The sequence below is a fragment of the Mesorhizobium sp. M0960 genome (assembly GCF_040319055.1).
GTDB lineage: Bacteria > Pseudomonadota > Alphaproteobacteria > Rhizobiales > Rhizobiaceae > Mesorhizobium.
The window spans coordinates 79,918-101,271 of record NZ_JAMYNN010000019.1 but is presented as its reverse complement, the minus strand read 5'-3'; the positions used below and the strand labels follow the sequence as shown (position 1 = coordinate 101,271).

At 61.6% G+C, this 21,354-nt stretch carries 23 protein-coding genes and 2 tRNA genes; 19 read left to right on the top strand and 6 right to left on the bottom strand.

Annotated elements, in window-relative coordinates; all coding sequences use genetic code 11:
• Nucleotides 1-32 precede the first annotated feature (32 nt).
• A complete protein-coding gene (locus NKH63_RS26070) occupies nt 33-1,022 on the bottom strand; it encodes an ABC transporter permease (protein WP_352919234.1) in 990 nt (329 codons plus the stop codon).
• Nucleotides 1,019-3,577 carry an ATP-binding cassette domain-containing protein gene (locus NKH63_RS26065; protein WP_502896361.1) on the bottom strand — a complete coding sequence of 853 codons (2,559 nt, stop codon included), beginning with the start codon at nt 3,575-3,577 and terminating at the stop codon, nt 1,019-1,021. Before NKH63_RS26065 ends, NKH63_RS26070 begins: the two co-directional genes overlap by 4 nt.
• A 194-nt stretch (nt 3,578-3,771) precedes the next feature.
• Between NKH63_RS26065 and NKH63_RS26060 the strand changes: the two genes are divergently transcribed.
• From NKH63_RS26060 to NKH63_RS26030, 7 genes are all read left to right on the top strand, one after another.
• Nucleotides 3,772-5,055: an ROK family transcriptional regulator gene (locus NKH63_RS26060; RefSeq protein ID WP_352592370.1), complete on the top strand. Its 1,284-nt coding sequence runs from the start codon at nt 3,772-3,774 to the stop codon at nt 5,053-5,055.
• A gap of 194 nt (nt 5,056-5,249) precedes the next feature.
• The gene (locus NKH63_RS26055; protein ID WP_023677416.1) at nt 5,250-5,450 is read left to right on the top strand and encodes a CsbD family protein; all 201 of its coding nucleotides are present in this window, start codon (nt 5,250-5,252) and stop codon (nt 5,448-5,450) included.
• Between the two features lie 410 nt (nt 5,451-5,860).
• Nucleotides 5,861-6,499 carry a hypothetical protein gene (locus NKH63_RS26050; RefSeq protein WP_352919228.1) on the top strand — a complete coding sequence of 213 codons (639 nt, stop codon included), beginning with the start codon at nt 5,861-5,863 and terminating at the stop codon, nt 6,497-6,499.
• A gap of 278 nt (nt 6,500-6,777) precedes the next feature.
• Nucleotides 6,778-7,035, top strand: a complete 258-nt coding sequence (locus tag NKH63_RS26045) for a hypothetical protein (protein WP_352493815.1) — start codon at nt 6,778-6,780, stop codon at nt 7,033-7,035.
• 78 nt (nt 7,036-7,113) lie between these two features.
• Entirely contained in the window at nt 7,114-7,707 is a 594-nt protein-coding gene (locus tag NKH63_RS26040) for an SOS response-associated peptidase (RefSeq protein WP_352493814.1), read from the top strand.
• A gap of 73 nt (nt 7,708-7,780) precedes the next feature.
• Complete coding sequence (locus NKH63_RS26035; protein ID WP_352919225.1) at nt 7,781-8,662, top strand: transglutaminase family protein; 882 nt, start codon at nt 7,781-7,783, stop codon at nt 8,660-8,662.
• Between the two features lie 88 nt (nt 8,663-8,750).
• Entirely contained in the window at nt 8,751-9,602 is an 852-nt protein-coding gene (locus tag NKH63_RS26030; RefSeq protein WP_352547875.1) for a transglutaminase-like domain-containing protein, read from the top strand.
• 127 nt (nt 9,603-9,729) lie between these two features.
• Here NKH63_RS26030 and NKH63_RS26025 read toward each other — a convergent pair whose 3' ends face one another.
• Nucleotides 9,730-10,281, bottom strand: a complete 552-nt coding sequence (locus tag NKH63_RS26025; protein WP_352547877.1) for a group I truncated hemoglobin — start codon at nt 10,279-10,281, stop codon at nt 9,730-9,732.
• 134 nt (nt 10,282-10,415) lie between these two features.
• On the opposite strand from NKH63_RS26025, the gene NKH63_RS26020 reads away from it, so the two are divergent.
• Both NKH63_RS26020 and NKH63_RS26015 read left to right on the top strand, forming a co-directional pair.
• Complete coding sequence (locus NKH63_RS26020) at nt 10,416-10,601, top strand: hypothetical protein (RefSeq protein WP_352482421.1); 186 nt, start codon at nt 10,416-10,418, stop codon at nt 10,599-10,601.
• Nucleotides 10,602-11,700: 1,099 nt separating this feature from the next.
• Nucleotides 11,701-12,318 (top strand): cupin domain-containing protein, encoded by a 618-nt coding sequence (locus tag NKH63_RS26015; protein ID WP_352919222.1) that lies wholly within the window; start codon nt 11,701-11,703, stop codon nt 12,316-12,318.
• A gap of 1,370 nt (nt 12,319-13,688) precedes the next feature.
• On the opposite strand, the gene NKH63_RS26010 is transcribed toward NKH63_RS26015, so the two are convergent.
• Both NKH63_RS26010 and NKH63_RS26005 read right to left on the bottom strand, forming a co-directional pair.
• Nucleotides 13,689-13,952: a hypothetical protein gene (locus tag NKH63_RS26010; RefSeq protein WP_023719439.1), complete on the bottom strand. Its 264-nt coding sequence runs from the start codon at nt 13,950-13,952 to the stop codon at nt 13,689-13,691.
• Nucleotides 13,953-14,155: 203 nt separating this feature from the next.
• Nucleotides 14,156-14,230, bottom strand: a tRNA-Thr gene (locus tag NKH63_RS26005).
• Nucleotides 14,231-14,390: 160 nt separating this feature from the next.
• On the opposite strand from NKH63_RS26005, the gene NKH63_RS26000 reads away from it, so the two are divergent.
• From NKH63_RS26000 to NKH63_RS25955, 10 genes are all read left to right on the top strand, one after another.
• Entirely contained in the window at nt 14,391-14,573 is a 183-nt protein-coding gene (locus NKH63_RS26000) for a hypothetical protein (protein ID WP_352493808.1), read from the top strand.
• A gap of 160 nt (nt 14,574-14,733) precedes the next feature.
• Nucleotides 14,734-16,026 (top strand): UDP-N-acetylglucosamine 1-carboxyvinyltransferase, encoded by a 1,293-nt coding sequence (gene murA / locus NKH63_RS25995; RefSeq protein ID WP_352919219.1) that lies wholly within the window; start codon nt 14,734-14,736, stop codon nt 16,024-16,026.
• Nucleotides 16,027-16,119: 93 nt separating this feature from the next.
• Complete coding sequence (locus NKH63_RS25990) at nt 16,120-16,554, top strand: DUF2948 family protein (protein WP_352482425.1); 435 nt, start codon at nt 16,120-16,122, stop codon at nt 16,552-16,554.
• A 4-nt stretch (nt 16,555-16,558) separates the two neighbouring features.
• Nucleotides 16,559-17,851 carry a histidinol dehydrogenase gene (gene hisD, locus NKH63_RS25985; protein ID WP_023719443.1) on the top strand — a complete coding sequence of 431 codons (1,293 nt, stop codon included), beginning with the start codon at nt 16,559-16,561 and terminating at the stop codon, nt 17,849-17,851.
• 2 nt (nt 17,852-17,853) lie between these two features.
• Nucleotides 17,854-18,339, top strand: a complete 486-nt coding sequence (locus tag NKH63_RS25980; protein WP_023719444.1) for a UPF0262 family protein — start codon at nt 17,854-17,856, stop codon at nt 18,337-18,339.
• Nucleotides 18,340-18,397: 58 nt separating this feature from the next.
• Nucleotides 18,398-18,808: an arsenate-mycothiol transferase ArsC gene (locus tag NKH63_RS25975; protein WP_023719445.1), complete on the top strand. Its 411-nt coding sequence runs from the start codon at nt 18,398-18,400 to the stop codon at nt 18,806-18,808.
• An 89-nt stretch (nt 18,809-18,897) separates the two neighbouring features.
• Complete coding sequence (infA, locus tag NKH63_RS25970; protein ID WP_006200926.1) at nt 18,898-19,116, top strand: translation initiation factor IF-1; 219 nt, start codon at nt 18,898-18,900, stop codon at nt 19,114-19,116.
• Nucleotides 19,117-19,141: 25 nt separating this feature from the next.
• Nucleotides 19,142-19,771: a Maf-like protein gene (locus tag NKH63_RS25965; RefSeq protein ID WP_023719446.1), complete on the top strand. Its 630-nt coding sequence runs from the start codon at nt 19,142-19,144 to the stop codon at nt 19,769-19,771.
• Nucleotides 19,768-19,959: a DNA gyrase inhibitor YacG gene (gene yacG, locus NKH63_RS25960; protein ID WP_023719447.1), complete on the top strand. Its 192-nt coding sequence runs from the start codon at nt 19,768-19,770 to the stop codon at nt 19,957-19,959. Before NKH63_RS25965 ends, yacG begins: the two co-directional genes overlap by 4 nt.
• Before the next feature lie 375 nt (nt 19,960-20,334).
• Nucleotides 20,335-20,410: transfer RNA gene (locus NKH63_RS25955), tRNA-Phe, on the top strand.
• 213 nt (nt 20,411-20,623) lie between these two features.
• On the opposite strand, the gene NKH63_RS25950 is transcribed toward NKH63_RS25955, so the two are convergent.
• Nucleotides 20,624-21,238, bottom strand: coding sequence for a class I SAM-dependent DNA methyltransferase (locus tag NKH63_RS25950; protein WP_352482429.1), 615 nt, complete (start codon nt 21,236-21,238; stop codon nt 20,624-20,626).
• Nucleotides 21,239-21,354 lie beyond the last annotated feature (116 nt).

Below are 21,354 nucleotides of genomic sequence, written 5' to 3'. Positions count from 1 at the left end.
TCAAAATTCGGGCTAAAGGAAGGGGCCCGAGATCACCCCTTTGTCTCGCGCATTGCGCGGGATCTGCTGAGCAGCTCCTGTGTGGAGCGCCAGTAATTGCCGACCAGCAGCGAGCCGATCAGAAGCAGGCCAATGATCATGCCCTGCGCGTCGCCGCCGATCTGGTTCAGCGCCAGCACGTTACGGATGATGGCGATCAGGACCAACGCCAGCATGACGCCGGTCAGGCGGCCCTTGCCGCCAAAGACGCTGACGCCGCCGAGCAGCACGATGGTGATGACGTCGAGCTCCATGCCGAGCGCATTGTTGGCGCGGGCATTGGACAGGCGCGCGGTATAGACGATGCCGGCTATCGCCGCGACGACGCCCGAGACGACGAACAGGTTCAGCACCATCCGGCGCGTGTTTATGCCGGAATAGCGCGCCACCTCGGGGCTGCCGCCGAGCGCGTAGATGCGCTTGCCGGTCGGCGTCTTCTGCAGCACGACCGCAAACACCGGCGCCAGCGCCAGGAAGGGGACGATGGTCCACGGTATCTCGGTGCCCGGCAGATTGTTGATGCCGAAATCCACGACCGCGGGCGGCAGGATGTTGACCGAACCGGTGCCGAGCAGGATGTAGCCAATACCTCGATAGAGCGCCATCGTGCCGAGCGTCACCACCAGCGACTGCAGTCCAAGGCCCGAGACCAGGTAGCCGTTGAAAGCGCCGAGCAGGCCGCCGGCGACGAGCGTCAGCGGGATTACGGCAAGCGTCGGCACGCCGGCCTGGACCAGCAAGCCAAAGACGACGGACGTCAGCGCCAGCACCGAGGCGATCGACAGGTCGATTTCGCGGGTGATGATGAGCAGCGTCATCGGCAGGATCAGCAATGCCTTTTCCGAGGCGCTGGCGGCCAGTTGCGAGAGATTGAAGCCGGAAACGAAATTCGGCACGAAGATCGCCGCGTAGAGGAAGATGGCCACGCAGGAGGTCGCCAGCAGCAGATCCCAGAAGTCGATCGAACGGAGGAACTTTCTCACCGCGCCCTCGCCTGTCTTGCCTGCTCGGCACGCCGCACGATGAACGTGTCGATGCCGATGGCGACCAGGATCACCAGGCCGTAGACGCCCTGCAGCCATAGCGGGTCGACGCGCACCAGCGTCAGCCCGTTCTTGATGACGAGCAGCGTGAGCGCGCCGAGGATGATGCCGAGCAGCGTGCCCGAACCACCGCGGATGGCGACGCCGCCGACCACCGCCGACGCGATCACGGTGAGTTCGAAACCGAGCGCGACGCGGGCATCGATGGTCGCATAGCGGGATGCCCACAGCGCACCGCACAGGCCGCCGAGCAGGCCGGCCATGCCAAAGGCCAGCAGAATCCGCCGGTCGACGGGGATGCCGATAAGACGTGCGCCGTCGGGATTGGAGCCGGCGGCAAACAGTTCGCGCCCGATGGCGGTGCGATAGAGCAGCACATAACCCAGGCACAGGATGACGATCGCGATAATGACGATCAGCGGCACGCCGGCGATCTTCAGGCCGGTCATGTCGAGCCAGGCTTGCGTGACTTCGTCGGCGCTGATCTGGTCGCCGGCTGCCCAGATCGAGTTGAAGCCGCGGAAGATCGACATCGAGGCCAGCGTGACGACGATCGCCGGGATCTTTCCCCTGGTAACGACAAGGCCGTTGATCAGGCCAGCGACACCACCGACCACGCATGCGCTCATCAGGCCGATGCCGATGTCGAGCCCTGGATAGGCCTGGACCATGCTCGCCGCCATGTAAGCCGACAAGCCGATCACCGCGGCGATCGAAAGGTCGATGTTGCGGGTGATCAGCACCAGCATCTGAGCGAGCGCTGCAACCACGAGCAGGGCGGCATCCATCGACACTGCGGTCAAGTTTGCCGCGCTCACCATGCGCGGGTTGATGATGGTGACCGGGATAGCGACCGCCAGCATCGCGGCGAGCAGGCCGAACTCCCGCCGCTTCAGTATGTCGAGCGGTCCTTTTCTCTTCTCCTCGCTGGCAGGCTGTGCTGCCGGGTCGGCGCTTTCACCGGCCTTCGTCGCTGCTTCCAGCACCTTTTCCTGGGTGGCTTCGCCCCTGGTAAATTCGGCCGTCCGATGGCCTTCGCGCAGCACGATGATGCGGTCGCACATGCCGATGAGCTCGGGCATTTCGGAGGAGATCAGGATGATGGCCATGCCCTGCGCGGCAAGGTCGGCGATCATCGCATGCACTTCCGCCTTGGTGCCGACATCGATGCCTTGCGTCGGCTCGTCGAGGATGAGGACGCGCGGCTCGGTGCGCAGCCATTTGGCCAACACCACCTTCTGCTGGTTGCCGCCGGACAGTTCCTTCACCGGCTGCGCGTAGCCGGAAAAGCGAAGCTTCATGCGCTTCAGCCAGTCCGAAACCAGATCGATCGCGCGGTCCGTGCCGTAGAAGCCGGAGCGGGCTGCCTTGTCGAGGACGGGCAGCACGGCGTTGTCGAGGATGGAAAAATCCATCACCAGGCTCTGGCCCATGCGGTCTTCCGAAACATAGGCGATGCGCGCATCCATGGCGTCGCGTGCCGATGCGAAGCGCACAGCCTCGCCGTCGATCAGGATTTCGCCGGCATCGGGCTGGTCGATGCCGAACAACACGCGCGCGATCTCGGTCCGCCCGCTGCCGACCAGGCCGCCGAGCCCGAGCACCTCTCCGGCGTGGAGCTTGAGGTCGATGTTGGAAAAGCCGCCGGCGTGCGACAGCCCCCTCGCCTCCAGCACCAGCGCGCCGGTGGCGTGGTTTCGTTGCGGATAGAGGTCGGTCACCTCGCGGCCGACCATCATGCCGATGGCGGCGGCGCGGCCAAGCTCGGCCTTCGGCTTGACGCCGATGAGACGCCCGTCGCGCAGCACCGCAATGCGGTCGGCGATGCGGAAGATCTCGTCCATGCGGTGGCCGACGAACATCATCGCCACGCCATGCAGCCGCAGGTCGGCGACGACGGTGAACAGCCGCTCGACCTCGCGCTGCGACAGGGCGGCCGTCGGCTCGTCCATGATCAGCACCCGCGCGTCGAGCGACAGGGCGCGGGCGATCTCGACCAGTTGCTGTTCGGAGGTGCGCAACGTTCCGAGCCGGGTTTCGGCCGGCACGTCGAGGCCGACTGTCGCCAGCACCTTACGCGCGCCGGCAAGCATGGCGGCGTTGTCGATGCCGCCGAAGCGATCGCGCGGCATATGGCCGAGATAGATGTTTTCCGCCACCGAAAGATCCGGGAACAGACCGGGATGCTGGTGCATGACCGAGATGCCGGCAGCCTGGGCGTCGTGCGGCGAATGGAAGACCACAGGCTTGCCATCGACTTCGACATGGCCGCCGGTCGGGAGATACACGCCGGCCAGCAGCTTTACGCAAGTGCTCTTGCCGGCGCCGTTTTCGCCAAGCAGAGCCAGCACCTCGCCTGGGCGCAATTCGAAGGACGCGTCCTTGAGGGCAATGGTGCCGCCGAAGGCCTTTGTCGCCTGAACCAGGGCAACGGGGACCGCCACGTCGCTCTTCACCATGGCATCGGCTTCGCCTAATGCGCCCAAGTGCAGCACCCTTCCTCCCTGGTCCTGTTTCTTCAATTTGCTATATTAAATGGGCCGGCGCCGCAACTGGAAAATTGACTTCCGTGGCCCCGAAGGGCACTGTCGCTTCGCGCACGGGTGCAGCTGGAGCGCTCGACTGCGGCAACTTCAAAGCTGCAGGCGACTAGAGCAGTTCCGCGGCAATGAAATGGGGAGGCGCCGGTTTGTCCGGAAAAGGCAGCAATTCGGTCAAGGTTCGGCATTATAACGAGCGCTTCGTGCTCGATGCCATCCGCCGCCTGAAGGAGGCATCCAAGTCCGATCTGGCGCGCGCCGCAAATCTGACGCCGGCCGCGGTCGCCACCATTGTCGACGGGCTGGAATCGTCTGGATTCGTAAAGCAAGTGGGAAAAAGGTTCGGACAACGGGGGTCGCCGTCCACTCTCTACCGACTTGCACCGGAGCGCATCTACAGCGTCGGCATCAAGATCGGCCGGCGCGCGCTGGAAGCCGTGCTCGTCGACTTCGCCGGCGAGGTCCGCTCGCGCGAGTCGCACGAATATCGCTTTCCGGACCCCGATCTGGTGCTCAAGGCCGGCAACATGTCGCTGGCCACTTTCGACAAGCTGGTCGAGGGGCTTGGCGATGCCAGCATCGTCGGCGTCGGCATCGCTTCGCCATATTTCCTCGGCGGCTGGAGCGAGGAGCTCGGCTTTCCCGACGACCTCGGTAGCCGCTGGGAAGCAATCGATCTGACGACATTCTTCGCCACAAAACCGAAGACCCCGGTCTTCGTGGAAAACGACGCGTCATCGGCCGCACTCGCCGAGCTCATCCAGGGGACCGGCGCACGGTTCCGCGACTTCATGCATATCTCGATCGACACCTTTGTCGGCGGCGGACTGGTGCAAGGCGGCAAGGTCCACACCGGGCCGCACGGCAACAGCGCCGCGCTCGGTCCTTTGCCGGTCTCGCCTTCAAGCCTCGATTCGGTGGCGGCCAAGCCGGCGCGCTACCAGAGCCTGCTGCATCGCGCTTCGATCTATGTTCTGGTCAATCATCTCAAATCGCGCGGCGTCGAGATCAATCGTGCGCGCGAACTCGATCCCTTGCCGCCGGGGGCGCGCGAGCCGCTGTCGGAATGGATCGACGATTGTGCCAATGCGCTGGTCGAGGCGATCATCGCCATCACCTCCGTGATCGACATCGAGGCGATCGTCCTCGACAGCATCCTGCCGCGGCCGATCCATCTCGAGCTGCTGGCGAAGGTGCAGACCCAGTTCAACAGGATCAGCGCCATCGGCATCGTGGCGCCGGAAATCGTGTCGGGACAATTCGGCCCCGAGGCTTCGCCGATCGGCGCGGCGATGCTGCCGTTCTCGGCACTGTTGGCGCCCGACAGCGGCGTGCTGATGATCGGCAAGGACAGAACAATGCTGCTGGGCAGCCTTTCGAGGCTTGCCAGCCAAGGCCAACCAGCAAGAAGCTCAGCGCCTTCAACGGGATAAGATGGTGCTGCGAACGAGCATCAAGCTCTGGACATCATCAACATCAGCTCACAGTCCGGCACTGACACGGCGGGCTTTTTGCGCCGGCACCGGAACTTTTAGCGGCTGCTGATCTTCATTCGTTACCGACATCGAAATGCTCGATCGGTCCGCGCTCCGCTTTAGTGCGGGCCCCAGGAAGCAAGGAGGAACACATGAACTGGGATCAAATCAAGGGAAAATGGACGCAGTTCAAAGGCAAGGCGAAAGAGCAGTGGGGTGACCTCACCGACGATGATCTTGATCGCATCGAAGGCAACCGAGACCAGCTCTTGGGACGTATCCAGGAGCGATATGGCATCGCCAAGGAAGAGGCAGAGCGCCAGGTAGATGACTGGTCCAGAAGCATCAGCTGAGTCTTGGACGCAACGCCGTCTGCTGCCCCACCACCGGGGTGAACTCTGCGTCGCCCGCCGTGCCGACTGGTGCGGCGGGCCCTTTCGACAGCGAGGCCCGGGAGGAACCTTTAGCCGTATCTAATGTTCTACTTGCGTGGCGGGCTTCACCCCGACGTGCGCCTAGCCCGGAGGCGAAGGAGTGCAATCATGAACAACATTATCTGGCTGGTCGGCGCCATCGTGATCGTAATCGCTATTTTGAGCTTTTTGGGTCTGCGATAGCACATCTGAGCCCTCTCTTCGAGCCGGCGGCCCGGTCGGCATGGCCTCAGCACACCCAAGCTGGTCAGACTTAGGTCCCAAGCAAGACGCTCCAGGAATGGACCGAAGCCCCGGCTGAGGAACGTAGCCGGCTGGCTCACGTTGTAGTGAGCTTTGGCGCGACCAAGATGCGTCTGGGCGGAAGAGTTCAAGCCAGAGAGGAGAAGCCCGACGTTCCGAACGAGCGTCGGGTTTGGGCGCAAATGCAAACGATCAGCCGACTGTTCGATTCCCATGCCCAGGCAGCACGTGCTGTTGCCAGGCTTCAGGCCGGCGGGATTCGTCGCCGGCAGATCAGCGTGGTCGGATCTTACAATGACAACGATGAACCGATCAGCGTTGCTGGATATTACGACGATGAGATGAGCGGTCTCTGGCGGGGTGCGGGCGCAGGGGCCGCACTTGGCGCGACGGCTGGTCTGCTGGCCGGTTTTAGCGCTTTTGGAGCTCAGGGCATTGATCCCGCGGGGATGACCGGCATGGCTCTGGTCGGTGCGGCGTGGGGCGGCTTTGGCGGCGGGCTTCTCGGAACCTTCGCCAATTTTGCCCAGAAGCCGGGCAAGCCGAAGATCGCAGAGGGTGTCGTTCTGGTGATGGCCCGCGTCGATGAAAAGCAGGCCGGCGCCGCGCAGGCAGTGCTTCGGAGTTCCGTGGAGATGCCGCGGCGCATCTGCCGTTCCGGACAGATGAAGACGAGCGCTTACACAAATTCAAGCCGGCTCCGCGTCCAATCTGGTGCCCGATGAAGTTTGTTTCGCGAAACGGGAATTCAAACCGGAGGCGCCCGACGAAAGTTTGGCAAACCAACACCTTGGAGGCATGCGGGCTGCTTGCCGTCGTGCTGTCCCTTATCCTTACGGTTCTATTGGCAGGTCTCATCCTTGGCTGAAGCCGTGCCCTTGCCGCCGGCGACACGGTGCCAAGCTCGGGCAATCGGCAACTGGCGAAAGGTGTGGCCAGTTCGAAGGATTAAACCATTCGTGCTAAGCGTTCACAGCTTGTCGCCATAGGAGAGGACGCCGAGATGGACAAACGGGCTGAAGGAGACGCGGAGAGATTGGCTCGAGGCGAGTTCGAGCTCAAAGCCGAACGATATGGCGTGAACGCCTTTCTTCTCGTTGTCGAACTTATAAATCTGCTGGAAAAGCGCGGAACAATCAGCAGCGACGACGTCGCGACAATAGCCGAGGCCGCCGCACTTGCCGTTGCCGCATCCAGCGAACCCGACATGAACAGCATCAATCTGTTGCAGGCCATCGCCGCCGCACGCCGGCCCAAATAGGGCAAGTCCGGCAGCAATCGGCGCGAACCGAAAACGCTATATTGAAACTGATCTCGATCGAGCGTCCGGAGCCATTTAATGTGCAATGACTACGAGCAGCACATCGCCTGGGCCGAGTACTGCCGGATGATGGCTTTGCTGGCGCTCAATATTCCCAGCCATCAAACCGAACTGGACCTGCCGCAGGCGGATGACATCCACATCAACGACCCCGCGCCTGTAATGCGGGCTGCCGGCAACACAATCGAACTGGCGTCGATGACGTTCGGCTTTCCTCCGGCCGGACCAAAAGGCGGACCTGTATTCAACTTTCGCTCGGAGGGTCGACAATTCGGCAACAGCAAACGCTGCCTCGTCCCGGCGTCGGCATTCTTCGAATTCACGGGAACGAAATATCCGAAAGCCAAGCACAAGTTCACGCTGAATGGCCATTCGTTCATGGCGATTGCCGGGCTTTGGCGCGAGGGTGTCGGCAACAAGCCGCCGACGTTCACGATGCTGACGACCGATCCGGGGCCGGACGTGGCGCCATATCACAATCGGCAAGTGGTTGTGCTCCCGCCATCGGACTGGGCGGCATGGATCCATCTGACGAAGTCCGAGGCTGAACTCATGCGGCCGCTGCCGGAAGGGTCGATCAGAGCGGAAACAGTTCGCGCAGGTTCCGAGTAGGAACCATCGAATGAGCGTGGAAAAGATTATATGATTGCGCCAACATCGCAGGTAAACTTGTCGACCAAAACTGATGCCGATCTTCTCAGTCCAGCATACGACGGTCTATCGCTATAGCCGGCCGGTGAGGTTCGGCGAGCATCGGCTGATGTTCAGACCGCGCGACAGCTTCGATCAAAGACTCCTGGACCACGCCTTGTCTGTCGATCCCGAGCCGAAAGAGGTTTGCTGGATCCATGACGTTTTCGGAAACTGCGTGGCGGTGATCGATTTCGAGAACCCCGCGAAAGAACTGCGCTTTGCGACAGACATTCGGCTGGACCACACGCCGCAGCATGCGCCCGATTTCCGTATCGACGAAGCTGCGCTTCACTATCCGTTTTCCTACGATCCCGACGAAGCCGCAGATCTCTCCCAGACGATGGAACGTCAATACGAGGATGACAGTGACGAGGTTGGCAAGTGGGCACGACAGTTCCTCAGTGCCGCAGGGCACACCGGGACCGGCAATCTGTTGATGACGCTTTGCTATGCCATCCACGAGAGCTTTGTGTATTCCCGTCGAAGCGAGCCAGGGACGCAGCCGCCGCTGATGACGTTGCACCTGCGTCGCGGCACATGCCGGGACTTTGCGCTGTTCATGATGGAGGCGGTTCGTTCGCTCGGCTTTGCCGCCCGTTTTGTGACTGGTTACGTCTATGTGCCGAGCCGCGACAGCGCGACGGTTCTTGGCGGCGGGTCGACGCATGCCTGGTGCCAGGTCTACCTGCCGGGTGCCGGCTGGGTCGAGTTCGACCCCACCAATGGCATTGTCGGCAATCGGGATTTGATCAGGGTGGCCGTGGCCCGGCATCCTCGTCAAGCCATTCCGCTTTCCGGGAGTTATTCGGGAAGCGCGTCGAGCTTTCTTGCAATGACCGTCGAGGTGAATGTGGCGAAGGAGATCGGTGCGTAGGAAAATTAGCATCCGCTGATGTTTTCCCGGAACTGTTTGGCCGACGCGGAGTTTGCCCGGTTGCTGAATGACAACAATCGGAGCGTCGATGCGGATCCGCGCAGGTTACACCCTCACCTACGAATGTCCGCAGCCAACGCCGATGCTGTTGGCGCTCGAAATCCATCCATCGCGCCGGGTCGATCTGTTGACGGAACAGGTCATCGATTTCGATCGTCCCGTCGAAGCACGCGGCTACGTCGACGGTTTCGGCAACGCCTGCACGAGGATCGAGGCGCCCTCGGGCCTGACGACGATCTCAACCACCTTCGATATCTACGATAGCGGCGAGCCCGATGCGGTCGCCGAGCAGGCTGTGCAGCACAAGATCAAGGACCTGCCGGACGAAGTGCTCGTCTTTCTTCTCGGCAGCCGCTACTGCGATACCGATCGTCTTGGAGATTTTGCCTGGGCGAAATTCGGCAATACCGCGCCTGGATGCGCGCGTGTCCAGGCGATCTGCGATTTCGTTCACAATCACATCGTCTTCGACTACCAGAAAGCCGACCCGCTGCGGACGGCTCACGACAGCTTCACCGACCAGGCCGGCGTTTGTCGGGACTTTACCCATTTGGCGATCGCGCTATGCCGTTGCATGAATATTCCCGCGCGGTACTGCACCGGCTATCTCGGTGACATCGGGGTACCGCCGGCGCCGTATCCGATGGATTTCAGCGCCTGGTTCCAGGCCTATCTCGCCGGCACCTGGTTCACATTCGATCCTCGCCACAACCGCCCGCGCATCGGGCGGATATTGATGGCAACCGGGCGCGACGCGACCGACGTCGCCATCTCAACCAGTTTCGGTTTTTCGCGGCTTACCCGCTTCGAAGTCGTGACGGAGGAGGTCCAGGCCGAACCTTCCCTGGCGTCTGTCGAAAATTCCGCGTTCTCACCTTGAGCTGCAAGGTTCGTAGAGGTGGGTCGACGATGTCCCGAGGCCCCTCTGACCTCGAGGTCAGGGCCGCGCTGCATTCAGGGCGACGCTGGCGCCATGCGAATGCATCCGCCCGCACGATATAAGCGCTTCAGCCCCGCTTGACGTTGCCGGCGGTGACCTCGTCTTTGTGGGCGGCGAAAGCTTCCAAGACTTCGGTTTTCTCAGGCTTCGGAATTTTGAAATGATCCAGGGTCCGCCCGAGTTCCGCTGCGACCTCATCGAATTCCGCGGGGGAAATCCGCAGGTCGCGATGCGCCTCCTCGAGGCCGAGCGGCGTCGTGCCGGGCTTGGTGGCGACGAACTTGAAGGGCCCGCCAGAAACGTCGCAGACCCACAGCGTGCGCATGAACTTGAGGCCGGGCAACCTTTCAAGGTTCTTGGTGTGCCATTTGCGCAATTGTGGGTTCTTCGACTTCTTGCCGACGATCGGGTTCTTCACGACGGCGTCGCTGAAATGATCGATCACCGCTGCGATGGCGAATACGCCCCCCAGCCGCTCATACAGACTTTTGTCAGCTGTGGTTTTCTTGGCCTGGGCGAGTGCGTTGTCGGCGGGCAATACCGCCGTCGACGCGGCGGCCAGCGCCAGCGCGGCAACAACACTTCGTCTTGTCAAAGAGGTTGAAACAGCCGTTTTCATCCCTGGTTCCCTTCGAGGTTAGGCCAGAGCAAGCCGCAGCCTGTCTGGCGGGCTTCATGAAGTGACATTCGGACACTTTGCTATATTTTAGCATCGTCTAAGGAACAAACGAGCCCTTCGCCCGAATTATTCCGATGGACGGCATTCTCACGGTCAACATGCGTAAAAAGGGCGAAGGCCGCGCGGATGAGGAAGGCTTAAGCACGCGTCGCTGCACGCGGCAGAGGTCGCGAAGCCACTTCGGCCGCATCGGCCCGATCGATGTTGCGGGCACCGTAGTGTTCCTGGCCTCGCTGGCGGCGGTCGCCTGCGGCCAATAGCCTGTGCTTTTCAAAAATCGCTAGCTTCTGCGGATAGGTGATCCGCACCTTTGCGTTGCACCCGTCGCATTTGAAGTGCGCGATTGTTCTGAGTGCAGAGCCCTTTCTTACCGCCGGATGCGAGCAATCCGGACATTCGAATGTGAGCGCGACATCCGATAAGTCTTTGGCTAAGCCCATTTCCATCCCCTTCGCAAGCTCGGTGGCTACACTCTGGCGATTCTCAATGGGCAATTCAGATGCCAAACGGCTGTGCCAAAGCGGGATTAGACCAATTCACCTCGGAACGCCGCAAAGCTAGTGCGCCTTCTCTCTGCCTTTTGAGCGACGAAGAGACCTAACTTCCTCCAGCAGTTCGCGCTCATTGGTAGTCAAGTTTCGGAAGATTGCGACAATCATCACCGCTAAGGCTTCGGCATCCAGGCTTAAAAGGTCAATGTGTTCATCTGCGCAAACCTGATCAAACACGCGTTCACAAATAGCCAAATCGTGAGGGCTGAGGCGAGTGCTATTGAAACGCCGGCGCGACATTTGCGAGCCTTCGACGCCCGCCGCCCTGTTGCAAAAGAAGCGGGCCCTGGCAAGAAACGCGAGTCGTTGAGTGGTTGTTCCCGGCTGCAAGCTTTGCTAAGCCGCCTGCAGCAGGGGCAGACCAGAAGCCTTTCCCCGCACGCATCATGGCGCATGCGAGCGGAGCTGTGCGCCGACCTTGGCATCTCAGACATTTTCGAGCGCCCGCCTGAACGGCTCTGGCTACCATGCGCGGACCGATTTTGGACGGCTGGACCGTTGGACTCACGTCAGACACAGTAGCCTGGGGGCAAGACCGCTTCGAACCATAAACGGGGCCGGCTACCCATTTGACGACGCGGAGGAGCCACGCGTTTCGCTGCTGGCACTCGTCATCGCAGCCAATGCCACCGCGACGACCTAGTTCCAATACTTGAAAACTCTCCCGAGACGGTTTGGCATCATGAACAGTCTTCTTTGGCGGCAGGCGCACTAGGGTGGCCCGAAATTGGTCCGCGCCGTAAGGCGGTACATATGCTAATAGCTAATATTGGGTCGAGGGGGCGACCATGAAAAGGGAGGACCAACCATGAAGCCGCATTCCCTCAGCGCCCGCCGTATTAGCCTGCTTATATTCTCGGTGTGTGCTTTCGGGCTGATGACGTCAGTCTCAATGCCCGCAGACAGCAAATTCGCCGTCGAGCCGGTGGTTGAGAAAAAGGTGACGGAACTGCCCTCCGGACCGTTGTACTGGCGGCTGGATAATCTGCCAACGCTGGCGCAGGCCCAAAGCGCGGCGGGCCCGACCTCGCTTGCGGCGGAGATCGCAGGCAAGGTCTGGCTGTTCACGCTTGGACCGAAGGATGGCTCGACAACCGGCGGAACCAAGGTCATCGAGATCGGACCGATCCCTCCGATCAGTGCAAGCGAGTATTTGCTGCGCGTCAACCGCGCCGGTGGAGCGCCCGGCGTCAAGACGAAGATCCATACGCATCCGGGACCGGAGGCCTTCTATGTGCTGGCCGGCAAGGTCGGCCAGAGGACGCCCCACGGAGTGACCTATGCTGAAGCTGGCACAGCCATGATCGGACACGGGGCCAACACGCCGATGGAGGTGTTCAGCGCCGGCACAACCGATCTCGATGAGCTGGCCATCTTCGTGGTCGACCCCAAGCAGCCGTTCTCGTCGCCGGCCAGCCTCGACTGAGGCGACATTTCCCGGGGTGGTACTTCCGCTCTCCACCTGTTGCAGACAGTCGGTCAACGAGCTGTGAATGTCTGCCCTGGGTCGAACTCGGGTCGTTCAGCGTGGTGGGTTTTGACCCCAACGCCATCGGATTGGGTTCGCCTGACCTGCATAGCCGTCCATTTCCCGCTCGGGGCTCATATTTCCAGCGAGGCCTGACAACGACGGTCCAGGCCTTCATGGGGCGGGAAGTTTCACGATCTTGTCTCTTCTGTAGTCATAGCCGGTCTTCGGAGTTCCGTTGCGATAGTCGTTATAGGTCCAGCGGCCGGTGGCCCAAGCATTGACAAAGTCGGTGCACCACTTCACGCCTCCGGGAGGAGGTCGTCCTCGAACCCATCTCTTTTTCGATGTTACGCCTTTGAGGCAGTGCTGAATTGCAGCGCGCCTCTGTTCCGGACTCTGCAGTTTCGCTCTGCCTGCTTCAAACTGGGTTCTACCATCGCTTTGACAGCCAGCAATCAGCAGTGCTGTTGCGACGATCAATTTGCCGGCGCATTTCAAATGAGGCTCTCCAAATCGGGCACGTCAGTGTACCGCAATTAATTGGCACATGGACCGTCCCGCCACAATCGCTTGGAACGATCAACCGTGCGTCTTCGGCACGCCTGCATCAATTGTGTCGAGCCCCGGCATCTATACACGCCACCGCGAGGTCATCGCGGATGCGATGATGCGGCATGAACGGAACTTGAGAGGTGAAACGGCGAGAGGCGCTCACTTCGGTGGTGGCATCGGCGGCTTAATGTCGGTCCGGTAGAACCAATATCTTGTCCACTCAAAGGGTCCTTTACACACCATCTTTAGGGGTCTGTATTTTGGAGTTTCAAGCCAAGTGGTGCAGCGGTACGACTGGTGTTGGTCGTTGATCATTTTATCATATCTGATGACCACGGTATTTATGCCGTCCAACTTCTCTTCACCGACGCGGCTGCAAGTTCGGTTTATCGGCGTCCCGTCCGGATTCAAGTCGCTGCCCGGAGGACGTGCCGTCGCGATCCAGCGCCCAAAAGGCTGGCGTCGTGAGTATACCATATCGCCTATGTAGATCTCTTCTTGATGCAGAAACCCAGGTTGGTCACCATACCTAATTAAGTGGTCCGTAACCTGAATGGCGGGCGTCCTTAATACTCTTTCGTTGGCTTTGTTTAGAGGACTGCACGCCTCGGCCTCCTGCACATCGCGGGATGCTGTGGAGCCTGGAGCCGCTTTGGATTCCAAAGGCAGACAGATCAAGCAGACTGAAAGGGCGAGGATGAATCGAGCAAAAAGGCTCATCGTCCTTGTAAAGCACGTCCCATCGAGCACCGTGAGATAGACCCCGACTGAATTTACTCCATATCCGGCACGTCACCGCTGGTGAATAGCACGGTCGGCGGGCCGTAGTCACCAAGCGCCGGGTTCGCGTCACGGCTCCATGCGATTACGCCAACGTGCTTCCCTGCGAGCGTCTTAGCGGTGCGGATGGCGCGTTCCTCGCTTTGCTGATCAGCCGGACCAAAGGTGGGAAACAGTTCGCCGTCCTCGCCACGATCGAACGCCACGACGACGATCAGCTTGGGCTGCTTCTGGCCAGGCAGAATATGATCCGACATGGCGGTAAGCTATCACATCACAGAGGATTGAGTCGCGTTCGAGACTCGGGAGGTGAGCGTGCAAGACGATCATTTTTGACAAGCCTGCGCGCGTGGCACTCGGCAGGTCGCGGGGCGCCTATTTTTCGGCAACCTCGCCAACCGTGCACAATCATCATCGAGCAGGTCAAGCGGCCTTGGAAGGTGCGCTAGCGAAAACGATCTGGTGCTGCGAGAGAGGATTGAACTCTCGACCTCTCCCTTACCAAGGGAGTGCTCTACCACTGAGCTACCGCAGCCGCCGATGGCGGGGCTTCTGCCATATCGAACCGGCAAGCGCAAGGCCAAGACAAAGACGGGTTGAAAGGCCGCACTAGGCGATCGTTGCGGACATGGCCGTGCCACAATGTTGGCTATCCCTTGATACGCACCGGCGGGTCGCCGGCCGGGGACGGGACGATGAACGATAAGACAATTTCTCCGAACAAGGATGGTCTACCAAAAAAGGCTGGCCGCAAGGACCGGCTGGCCGAGCAGTTGCGTGCCAATCTGCAGAAGCGCAAGGCGCAATTGCGCTCACGGCGAACCGGCGGGGCCGACCAGCGGCCGGACGGGCTGCAGGCGGCAAAGCAGAAGGATTAACGCGAATCGGCTATGTTGGTCGCCGGTATTTTGGCCAAGGTGTCGTGGGCCAACGCGGGGAAATAGCCTGTTTCTTGAACCAAGCCGGCCAATGGTCTAGATGGGCCGCAACTGACTCAACCGATTTAAACCGGCTTTTCGGCCGAGGGGACGCTCTTTCATGGATCGCATCAGAATTGTCGGCGGCAACAAGCTTGCCGGAAGCATCCCGATCTCGGGCGCGAAAAACGCCGCGCTGCCGCTGATGATCGCCGCGCTTTTGACCGACGACACGCTGACGCTGGAAAACGTGCCGCATCTGGCCGACGTCGAGCAGCTCATCCGCATCCTCGGCAATCACGGCGTCGACTATTCGGTCAATGGCCGCCGCGAAAAGCAGCATGAGGGCTATTCGCGCACCATCAATTTCTCCGCCCGCAACATCGTCGACACGACGGCGCCTTACGAACTGGTGTCGAAGATGCGGGCGTCGTTCTGGGTGATCGGGCCGCTGCTGGCCCGCATGGGCGAGGCCAAGGTATCGCTGCCCGGCGGCTGCGCCATCGGCACGCGCCCGGTCGACCTCTTCCTCGAAGGCCTGCAGGCATTGGGCGCCGATATCGACGTCGACACCGGCTATGTCATCGCCAAGACCAGGAACGGCCGGCTGGTCGGCAACCGCTATGTGTTCCCGAAAGTCTCGGTCGGCGCCACCCATGTGTTGATGATGGCGGCCTCGCTGGCAAAGGGCGAAACGGTGCTCGAAAACGCCGCCCGCGAGCCCGAGATCGTCAACCTTGCCGAATGCCTCAACGCCATGGGTGCGAAGATCTCCGGCGCTGGCACCGCGACCATCACCATCGACGGCGTCGAGGCGCTGTCGGGCGCCCGCGTCAGGGTGATCCCCGACCGTATCGAGACCGGCACCTATGCGATGGCGGTGGCGATGACCGGCGGCGACGTCGTGCTGGAAGGCGCGCGGCCCGACTTGTTGCAGACGGCGCTGGACATCATTTCGCAGACCGGTGCTGAGATCACGCAGACCAATTCCGGCATCCGCGTCAGGCGCAACGGCGCCGGCATTTCGCCGGTCGACGTGACGACGGCGCCGTTCCCGGCGTTCCCGACCGATCTGCAGGCGCAGTTCATGGGCCTGATGACGATCGCCAAGGGTAAGTCGCGCATCACCGAGACGATCTTCGAAAACCGCTTCATGCACGTCCAGGAGCTCGCCCGGCTCGGCGCCCACATCACGCTGTCCGGCCAGACGGCGATCGTCGACGGCGTGGCGAAGCTGAAGGGCGCGCCTGTCATGGCAACCGACCTTCGCGCCTCGGTGTCGCTGGTCATCGCCGGCCTTGCGGCAGAAGGCGAGACCACGGTCAACCGCGTCTATCATCTCGACCGCGGCTTCGAGCGGCTGGAAGAAAAGCTGTCCGGCTGCGGCGCGGAGATCGAGCGCATTTCGGGCTAAAGCCTTTCCGCAAGGCTTGCGGTCCGGTTGCGCGGATCGCCAAGACCGCCTAACAGAAGGCCAAATGTAAACCTTCGCAGGTGCGAATTCCGCATGAATGGCCTTAAGCTTGTCGCGCTCGACGATCAGGATCTGAGCATCATCTCGGCGCATGTCCAGGATGCCGTGATGAAGGTCAGCGATCTCGAATACCTGCCTTCGGTCAAGCGCTTCGTGCTGACCATGAACCGCTTCGTCTGGGAGGCGAAATCGGGCTTCTTGCGCCAGCACAATGAGCGGCGGCAAGCGGTGCTGCATTTCGACCGGGTGCTCGCCGCCAAGACCAGCGGCATTGCCCGCGACAAACCGGACGAGGTGCTGTCGCTGCTGGCGATCAGCTTTCTCGCGCTAGACAAGCCGGCCGGCATCGTCGAGCTGATCTTTGCGGGAGGCGGCGCCATCATGCTCGATGTCGAATGCATCGAGGCGCGGCTTGCCGATGTCGGCGGTGCCTGGGAAGCGACGTCGCGCCCGGTCCACAGGGTCTGAGCCGATGGCCATCACGCTTCGCCAGTCCGACGCCGATTTCGAGCAGCGCTTTGCCGCGTTCCTGCTGACCAAGCGGGAAGTCTCGGCCGACGTCGACGCCGTGGTGCGCGAGATCATCGCCAAGGTGCGCGCCGACGGCGACGCGGCGCTCGTCGCCTACACGCAGAAATTCGGCGGCGGCGACCTGACAAGGCTCGGCATTGCGGTGTCCAAGGATGACATTGCCAAGGCTTACGATGCAGCCGATCCGCAGACGGTCGAGGCGCTGAAATTCGCCCGCGAGCGCATCCGCTCCCATCACCAGCGGCAGCTGCCTAAAGACGATCGCTATACCGACGCCGCCGGCGTCGAGCTCGGCTCGCGCTGGACGGCGATCGAGGCCGTCGGGCTCTATGTGCCGGGCGGCACGGCGAGCTATCCGAGCTCGGTGCTGATGAACGCCGTGCCGGCCAAGGTCGCCGGCGTCGAGCGCATTGCCATGGTGGTGCCAGCCTCCGGCGGCGACGTGCCGCCGCTGGTGCTGGTCGCGGCCGACCTTGCCGGCGTTTCCGAAATCTACCGCGTCGGCGGCGCCCAGGCGATCGCAGCCCTTGCCTATGGCACCGAGACGATAAAGCCCGTCGCCAAGATCGTCGGCCCCGGCAATGCCTATGTCGCGGCGGCCAAACGCCAGGTGTTCGGCACGGTCGGCATCGACATGATCGCCGGGCCTTCGGAAGTGCTGGTCGTCGCCGACGGCAGCAACGACCCCGACTGGATCGCAGCCGACCTGCTGGCCCAGGCCGAGCACGACGTGTCGTCGCAATCGATCCTGATCACCAACGACCCTGCCTTCGGCGACGCGGTCGAACAGGCGGTTGAACGCCAATTGCAGAACCTGCCGCGCGCCGCGACGGCGGCGGCGAGTTGGCGCGATTTCGGCGCCATAGTCCTGGTGCCGACGATCGAGGCAGCACTGCCGCTGGTCGACCGCATCGCGGCCGAACATGTCGAGCTTGCCATCGACGACCCAGAGCCTTTCCTGGCGCGGATGCGCAATGCCGGTGCGGTGTTTCTCGGCCGGCATACGCCGGAGGCCATCGGCGACTATGTCGCCGGCTCCAACCACGTGCTGCCGACGGCGCGCTCGGCGCGCTTTTCGTCCGGGCTTTCGGTGCTCGATTTCGTCAAGCGTACCTCGATCCTGAAGCTCGGGCCGGAACAGTTGCGGGCGCTGGCGCCGGCGGCGATCACGCTGGCCAAGGCGGAAGGACTCGATGCGCATGGACGCTCCGTCGCCATCCGGCTGAACATGTAGAAATGTCCGACTACGACGAAACCCGCGCCAGGCTGATCGATGTCGAGCTCGACGAGACGATCGGCCGATCGACGCCCGATGTCGAGCATGAGCGGGCGGTGGCGATCTTCGACCTGATCGAGGAGAACCGTTTCCAGCCGGTCAATGACGACGGTGCCGGGCCATACCGACTGAAACTGTCGCTGGCCGAATCCCGGCTGGTGTTCGCGGTGGCGCGCGAGGACGGCGCAGCCGTGGTCACCCATATCCTGTCGCTGACGCCGCTTAGGCGCATCGTCAAGGATTACTACATGATCTGTGAAAGCTATTACGACGCCATCCGCACCGCGACGCCCAGCCATATCGAGGCGATCGACATGGGCCGGCGCGGCCTGCACAATGAAGGCTCGCAGACGCTGATGGACCGGCTTGCCGGCAAGATCGACATCGATTTCGACACGGCGCGCCGGCTGTTCACGCTGGTTTGCGTGCTGCACTGGCGAGGTTAAACTGGCCGCCCCGCTGCCCCGCTCGATCCTGCCCCGCTCGATCCTGTTTGTTTGCGGCATGAACGCCGTGCGCTCGCCGATGGCCGAATTGCTGGCGCGCAAGGTGCTCCCGCCTACCACTTTCGTCGCCTCGGCCGGGGTGCGCGGCGGCGAACGCGATCCGTTCGTCGATGCCGTGCTGGCCGAAGAGGGGCTGTCGCTCGGCGAACGGCACCCGAGAACGATGGACGACCTCGAAGACGATTATTTCGATCTGATCGTGACGCTGGCGCCGGAAGCCCACCACACCGCGCTCGAACTCACCCGCTCGCTGGCCGTCGAAGTCGAATATTGGCCGATGCCCGACCCGACCGGCGTCAGCGGCACGCGCGAACAGATCATGGCTGCCTATCGCGACGTGCGCGAGCGGCTGAAGGCGCGGATCGGCCGCCGTTTTCTCGGCAACGAGGCTGAAAACGCCGCGGATTAAGCGTGTTCACAAGCGGACGTTTATCATATAGGTTCCGCGCAACTTTCCGGCCGGGGCGCTGGAAGTACCCATCCAAGCAAAGGTATCGAATGCCGAAGGAAGAAGTCCTCGAGTTTCCGGGTGTCGTGACGGAATTGCTGCCCAACGCGATGTTCAGGGTCAAGCTCGAAAACGAACATGAAATCATCGCCCATACGGCCGGCCGCATGCGCAAGAATCGCATCCGCGTTTTGACCGGCGACAAGGTCCTGGTCGAGATGACGCCCTACGACCTGACCAAGGGCCGCATCACCTACCGCTTCAAGTAAGTTCAAGGACCCGGCCGGGATCGCGATGGGCATTTTGCAGAAGCTCGTGCTTGCCTCGGGTTCGCCGCGCCGGATCGAGCTGTTGCAGCAGGCCGGCATCGAGCCGGATCGCGTGCTGCCGGCCGATGTCGACGAGACGCCGCTGCGTGCCGAGCATCCGCGGTCGCTGGCCAAGCGGCTAGCGACGCAGAAGGCCGAGAAGGCGCTGGTCTCGCTGAAAACCGAGACGGACTACCTGCCGAGCTTCGTGCTGGCCGCCGACACGGTGGTTGCCGTCGGGCGGCGCATCCTGCCCAAGGCCGAGACGCTCGACGATGCCGCCAACTGCCTCGGGCTGCTGTCCGGCCGTTCGCACCGGGTCTATTCCGGCATCTGCCTGATCACGCCGGGCGGCAAGCAGCGCTTGCGGCTGGTCGAGACCAGGGTGCGCTTCAAGCGGCTGCCGCGCGAGGAGATCGACGCCTATATCGCGTCGGGAGAATGGCGCGGCAAGGCCGGCGGCTATGCCGTCCAGGGGCTTGCCGGCGCCTTCGTCGTCAAGCTCGTCGGCTCCTACACCAACGTCGTCGGCCTGCCGCTCTACGAGACAGTGGCGCTGCTGAGCGGCGAAGGCTTCAAGGTGCACGTCAACTGGCTGGCGGGTGCGCGGATATGAGCCCGGACGACAAGGTCACGCCGCTGCGACCCAAGCGGCCCTGCCCCGAATGCGGCAAGCCATCGGCGCGCGAAACCTACCCGTTCTGCTCGAAGCGCTGCAAGGACATCGACCTCAACCGCTGGCTGAAGGGCGTCTACGTCATCCCGGGCCGCGACGACGAGGACGACGACGACCACCAGAAATAGCGCCGTCCGCCTGCAGTTTTCCACAAGCTCGGGACGGTTTCGCGGCCGCGATTGTGACCGATGATCGGCCTTGCCGACTGCCTGTCGCTTCCCGCCTGAACTCAATGTCCAGAAGCTGTTCCATCCGGGTAGAGTCGGATGGAACAGGTTCTGGCGTTTTGCCTGAGCATGATCTTTTCCGAAAACCGGATTCCACTTTTCGGGATCATGCTTTTTGTTTGAGCATGATCTTTTCCGAAAACCGGATTCCACTTTTCGGGATCATGCTCTAAGCGCTGGACAGGCCGAATTCCCGTGCTATAACCCACGCGCTTTCAAGGGGTGCCGACGGCGCTTTCATGAACCCGGTGTGCAGATTGCCGCCCGCCGGAGCAGGCCCAGATAGCTCAGTTGGTAGAGCAGCGGACTGAAAATCCGCGTGTCGGTGGTTCGAATCCGCCTCTGGGCACCACTACTTCCTCATATAAAGTCAATGGCTTGCGGTGTCGCCAGCTTGGCGACTTACGGCATTTCATGTCGCGCCGTGTTGCGAACTGTTACCGTTGAGTTTCAAGGGTTTCCTGCGACTGTCGGCAACTCCACGCGACATGAACGCGACATGAGCTTCAACAAAGACCAGCCTCATGGCAAATGCTCGGTTTCAAATTTCATGTGCCCGCCGGCTTTACCGCTTTCTGGCAACCACCAGGAAATTCTGCGCAAGCTCCGCCGGAATCCTGGCACTTGCGCAGATCCTTTCAAACGGCACCATCAATATTTCGCACAGTCTTGGCAGCAATTTCCCGGGTCGCGGCAAAAAACCGTACCCAACTATCCGCTCGACAATAAAGCCATTTGCAATGAGCGTCTGCTCGTATCCTTTAATGCTCAAAGTGTGGCGGACTGTCCCTCCTGCATAACGGTTCAGAATGCGGCAGACCAGCCCTATTGGGGAGGTCGCATTCATGTGGATATTCGAGATTAGCAATCCACCTTCGTTCAAATGCGCGCTGATGGCCGACAGTGCATCCTTCCTGAGCTCATCTTCAGCATTGAGGAAGAATCTGAATGCCGTGACCACGTCGAACCTTTCGGCAAGCGGAGAGAACGTAAGATCAGCGCGGACCAATTTCACGTTCTTCGGAACCCGTGCGCTAGCCAGCATAGATTGGGAGATGTCAACGCCGACGACTTCACCAAAAAATGGAGCTGCGATATTTGCTATGCGGCCTGTGCCGCATGCGAAGTCCAGGCATTTCCGGTTCGGCCCGCCGACAGGCAGGAGAATACGTTCGACCAAAGGCTTTTCGATACCCGACCACAGAGCTGCATAGTAGCCGGACCGGTACGTGTCGGAGTAATGGGCACCGTACCCAGCCGTCTGGTGGCTTGCTCGGTAATCCCGACGAGCGGGTG

Excerpts from the sequence above, each read along its gene's own strand:
- NKH63_RS25975 (WP_023719445.1), top strand. The coding sequence starts at position 18,398 with ATGAACGCCGTGCGCTCGCCGATGGCCGAATTGCTGGCGCGCAAGGTG.
- NKH63_RS25980 (WP_023719444.1), top strand. The coding sequence starts at position 17,854 with ATGTCCGACTACGACGAAACCCGCGCCAGGCTGATCGATGTCGAGCTC.
- NKH63_RS25990 (WP_352482425.1), top strand. The coding sequence starts at position 16,120 with ATGAATGGCCTTAAGCTTGTCGCGCTCGACGATCAGGATCTGAGCATC.
- NKH63_RS26000 (WP_352493808.1), top strand. The coding sequence starts at position 14,391 with ATGAACGATAAGACAATTTCTCCGAACAAGGATGGTCTACCAAAAAAG.
- yacG (WP_023719447.1), top strand. The coding sequence starts at position 19,768 with ATGAGCCCGGACGACAAGGTCACGCCGCTGCGACCCAAGCGGCCCTGC.
- NKH63_RS26010 (WP_023719439.1), bottom strand. The coding sequence starts at position 13,952 with ATGTCGGATCATATTCTGCCTGGCCAGAAGCAGCCCAAGCTGATCGTC.
- NKH63_RS26030 (WP_352547875.1), top strand. The coding sequence starts at position 8,751 with ATGCGGATCCGCGCAGGTTACACCCTCACCTACGAATGTCCGCAGCCA.
- NKH63_RS26020 (WP_352482421.1), top strand. The coding sequence starts at position 10,416 with ATGGACGGCATTCTCACGGTCAACATGCGTAAAAAGGGCGAAGGCCGC.
- hisD (WP_023719443.1), top strand. The coding sequence starts at position 16,559 with ATGGCCATCACGCTTCGCCAGTCCGACGCCGATTTCGAGCAGCGCTTT.
- NKH63_RS26045 (WP_352493815.1), top strand. The coding sequence starts at position 6,778 with ATGGACAAACGGGCTGAAGGAGACGCGGAGAGATTGGCTCGAGGCGAG.
- infA (WP_006200926.1), top strand. The coding sequence starts at position 18,898 with ATGCCGAAGGAAGAAGTCCTCGAGTTTCCGGGTGTCGTGACGGAATTG.
- murA (WP_352919219.1), top strand. The coding sequence starts at position 14,734 with ATGGATCGCATCAGAATTGTCGGCGGCAACAAGCTTGCCGGAAGCATC.
- NKH63_RS26055 (WP_023677416.1), top strand. The coding sequence starts at position 5,250 with ATGAACTGGGATCAAATCAAGGGAAAATGGACGCAGTTCAAAGGCAAG.
- NKH63_RS26015 (WP_352919222.1), top strand. The coding sequence starts at position 11,701 with ATGAAGCCGCATTCCCTCAGCGCCCGCCGTATTAGCCTGCTTATATTC.
- NKH63_RS26040 (WP_352493814.1), top strand. The coding sequence starts at position 7,114 with ATGTGCAATGACTACGAGCAGCACATCGCCTGGGCCGAGTACTGCCGG.
- NKH63_RS26025 (WP_352547877.1), bottom strand. The coding sequence starts at position 10,281 with ATGAAAACGGCTGTTTCAACCTCTTTGACAAGACGAAGTGTTGTTGCC.
- NKH63_RS26035 (WP_352919225.1), top strand. The coding sequence starts at position 7,781 with ATGCCGATCTTCTCAGTCCAGCATACGACGGTCTATCGCTATAGCCGG.
- NKH63_RS25965 (WP_023719446.1), top strand. The coding sequence starts at position 19,142 with ATGGGCATTTTGCAGAAGCTCGTGCTTGCCTCGGGTTCGCCGCGCCGG.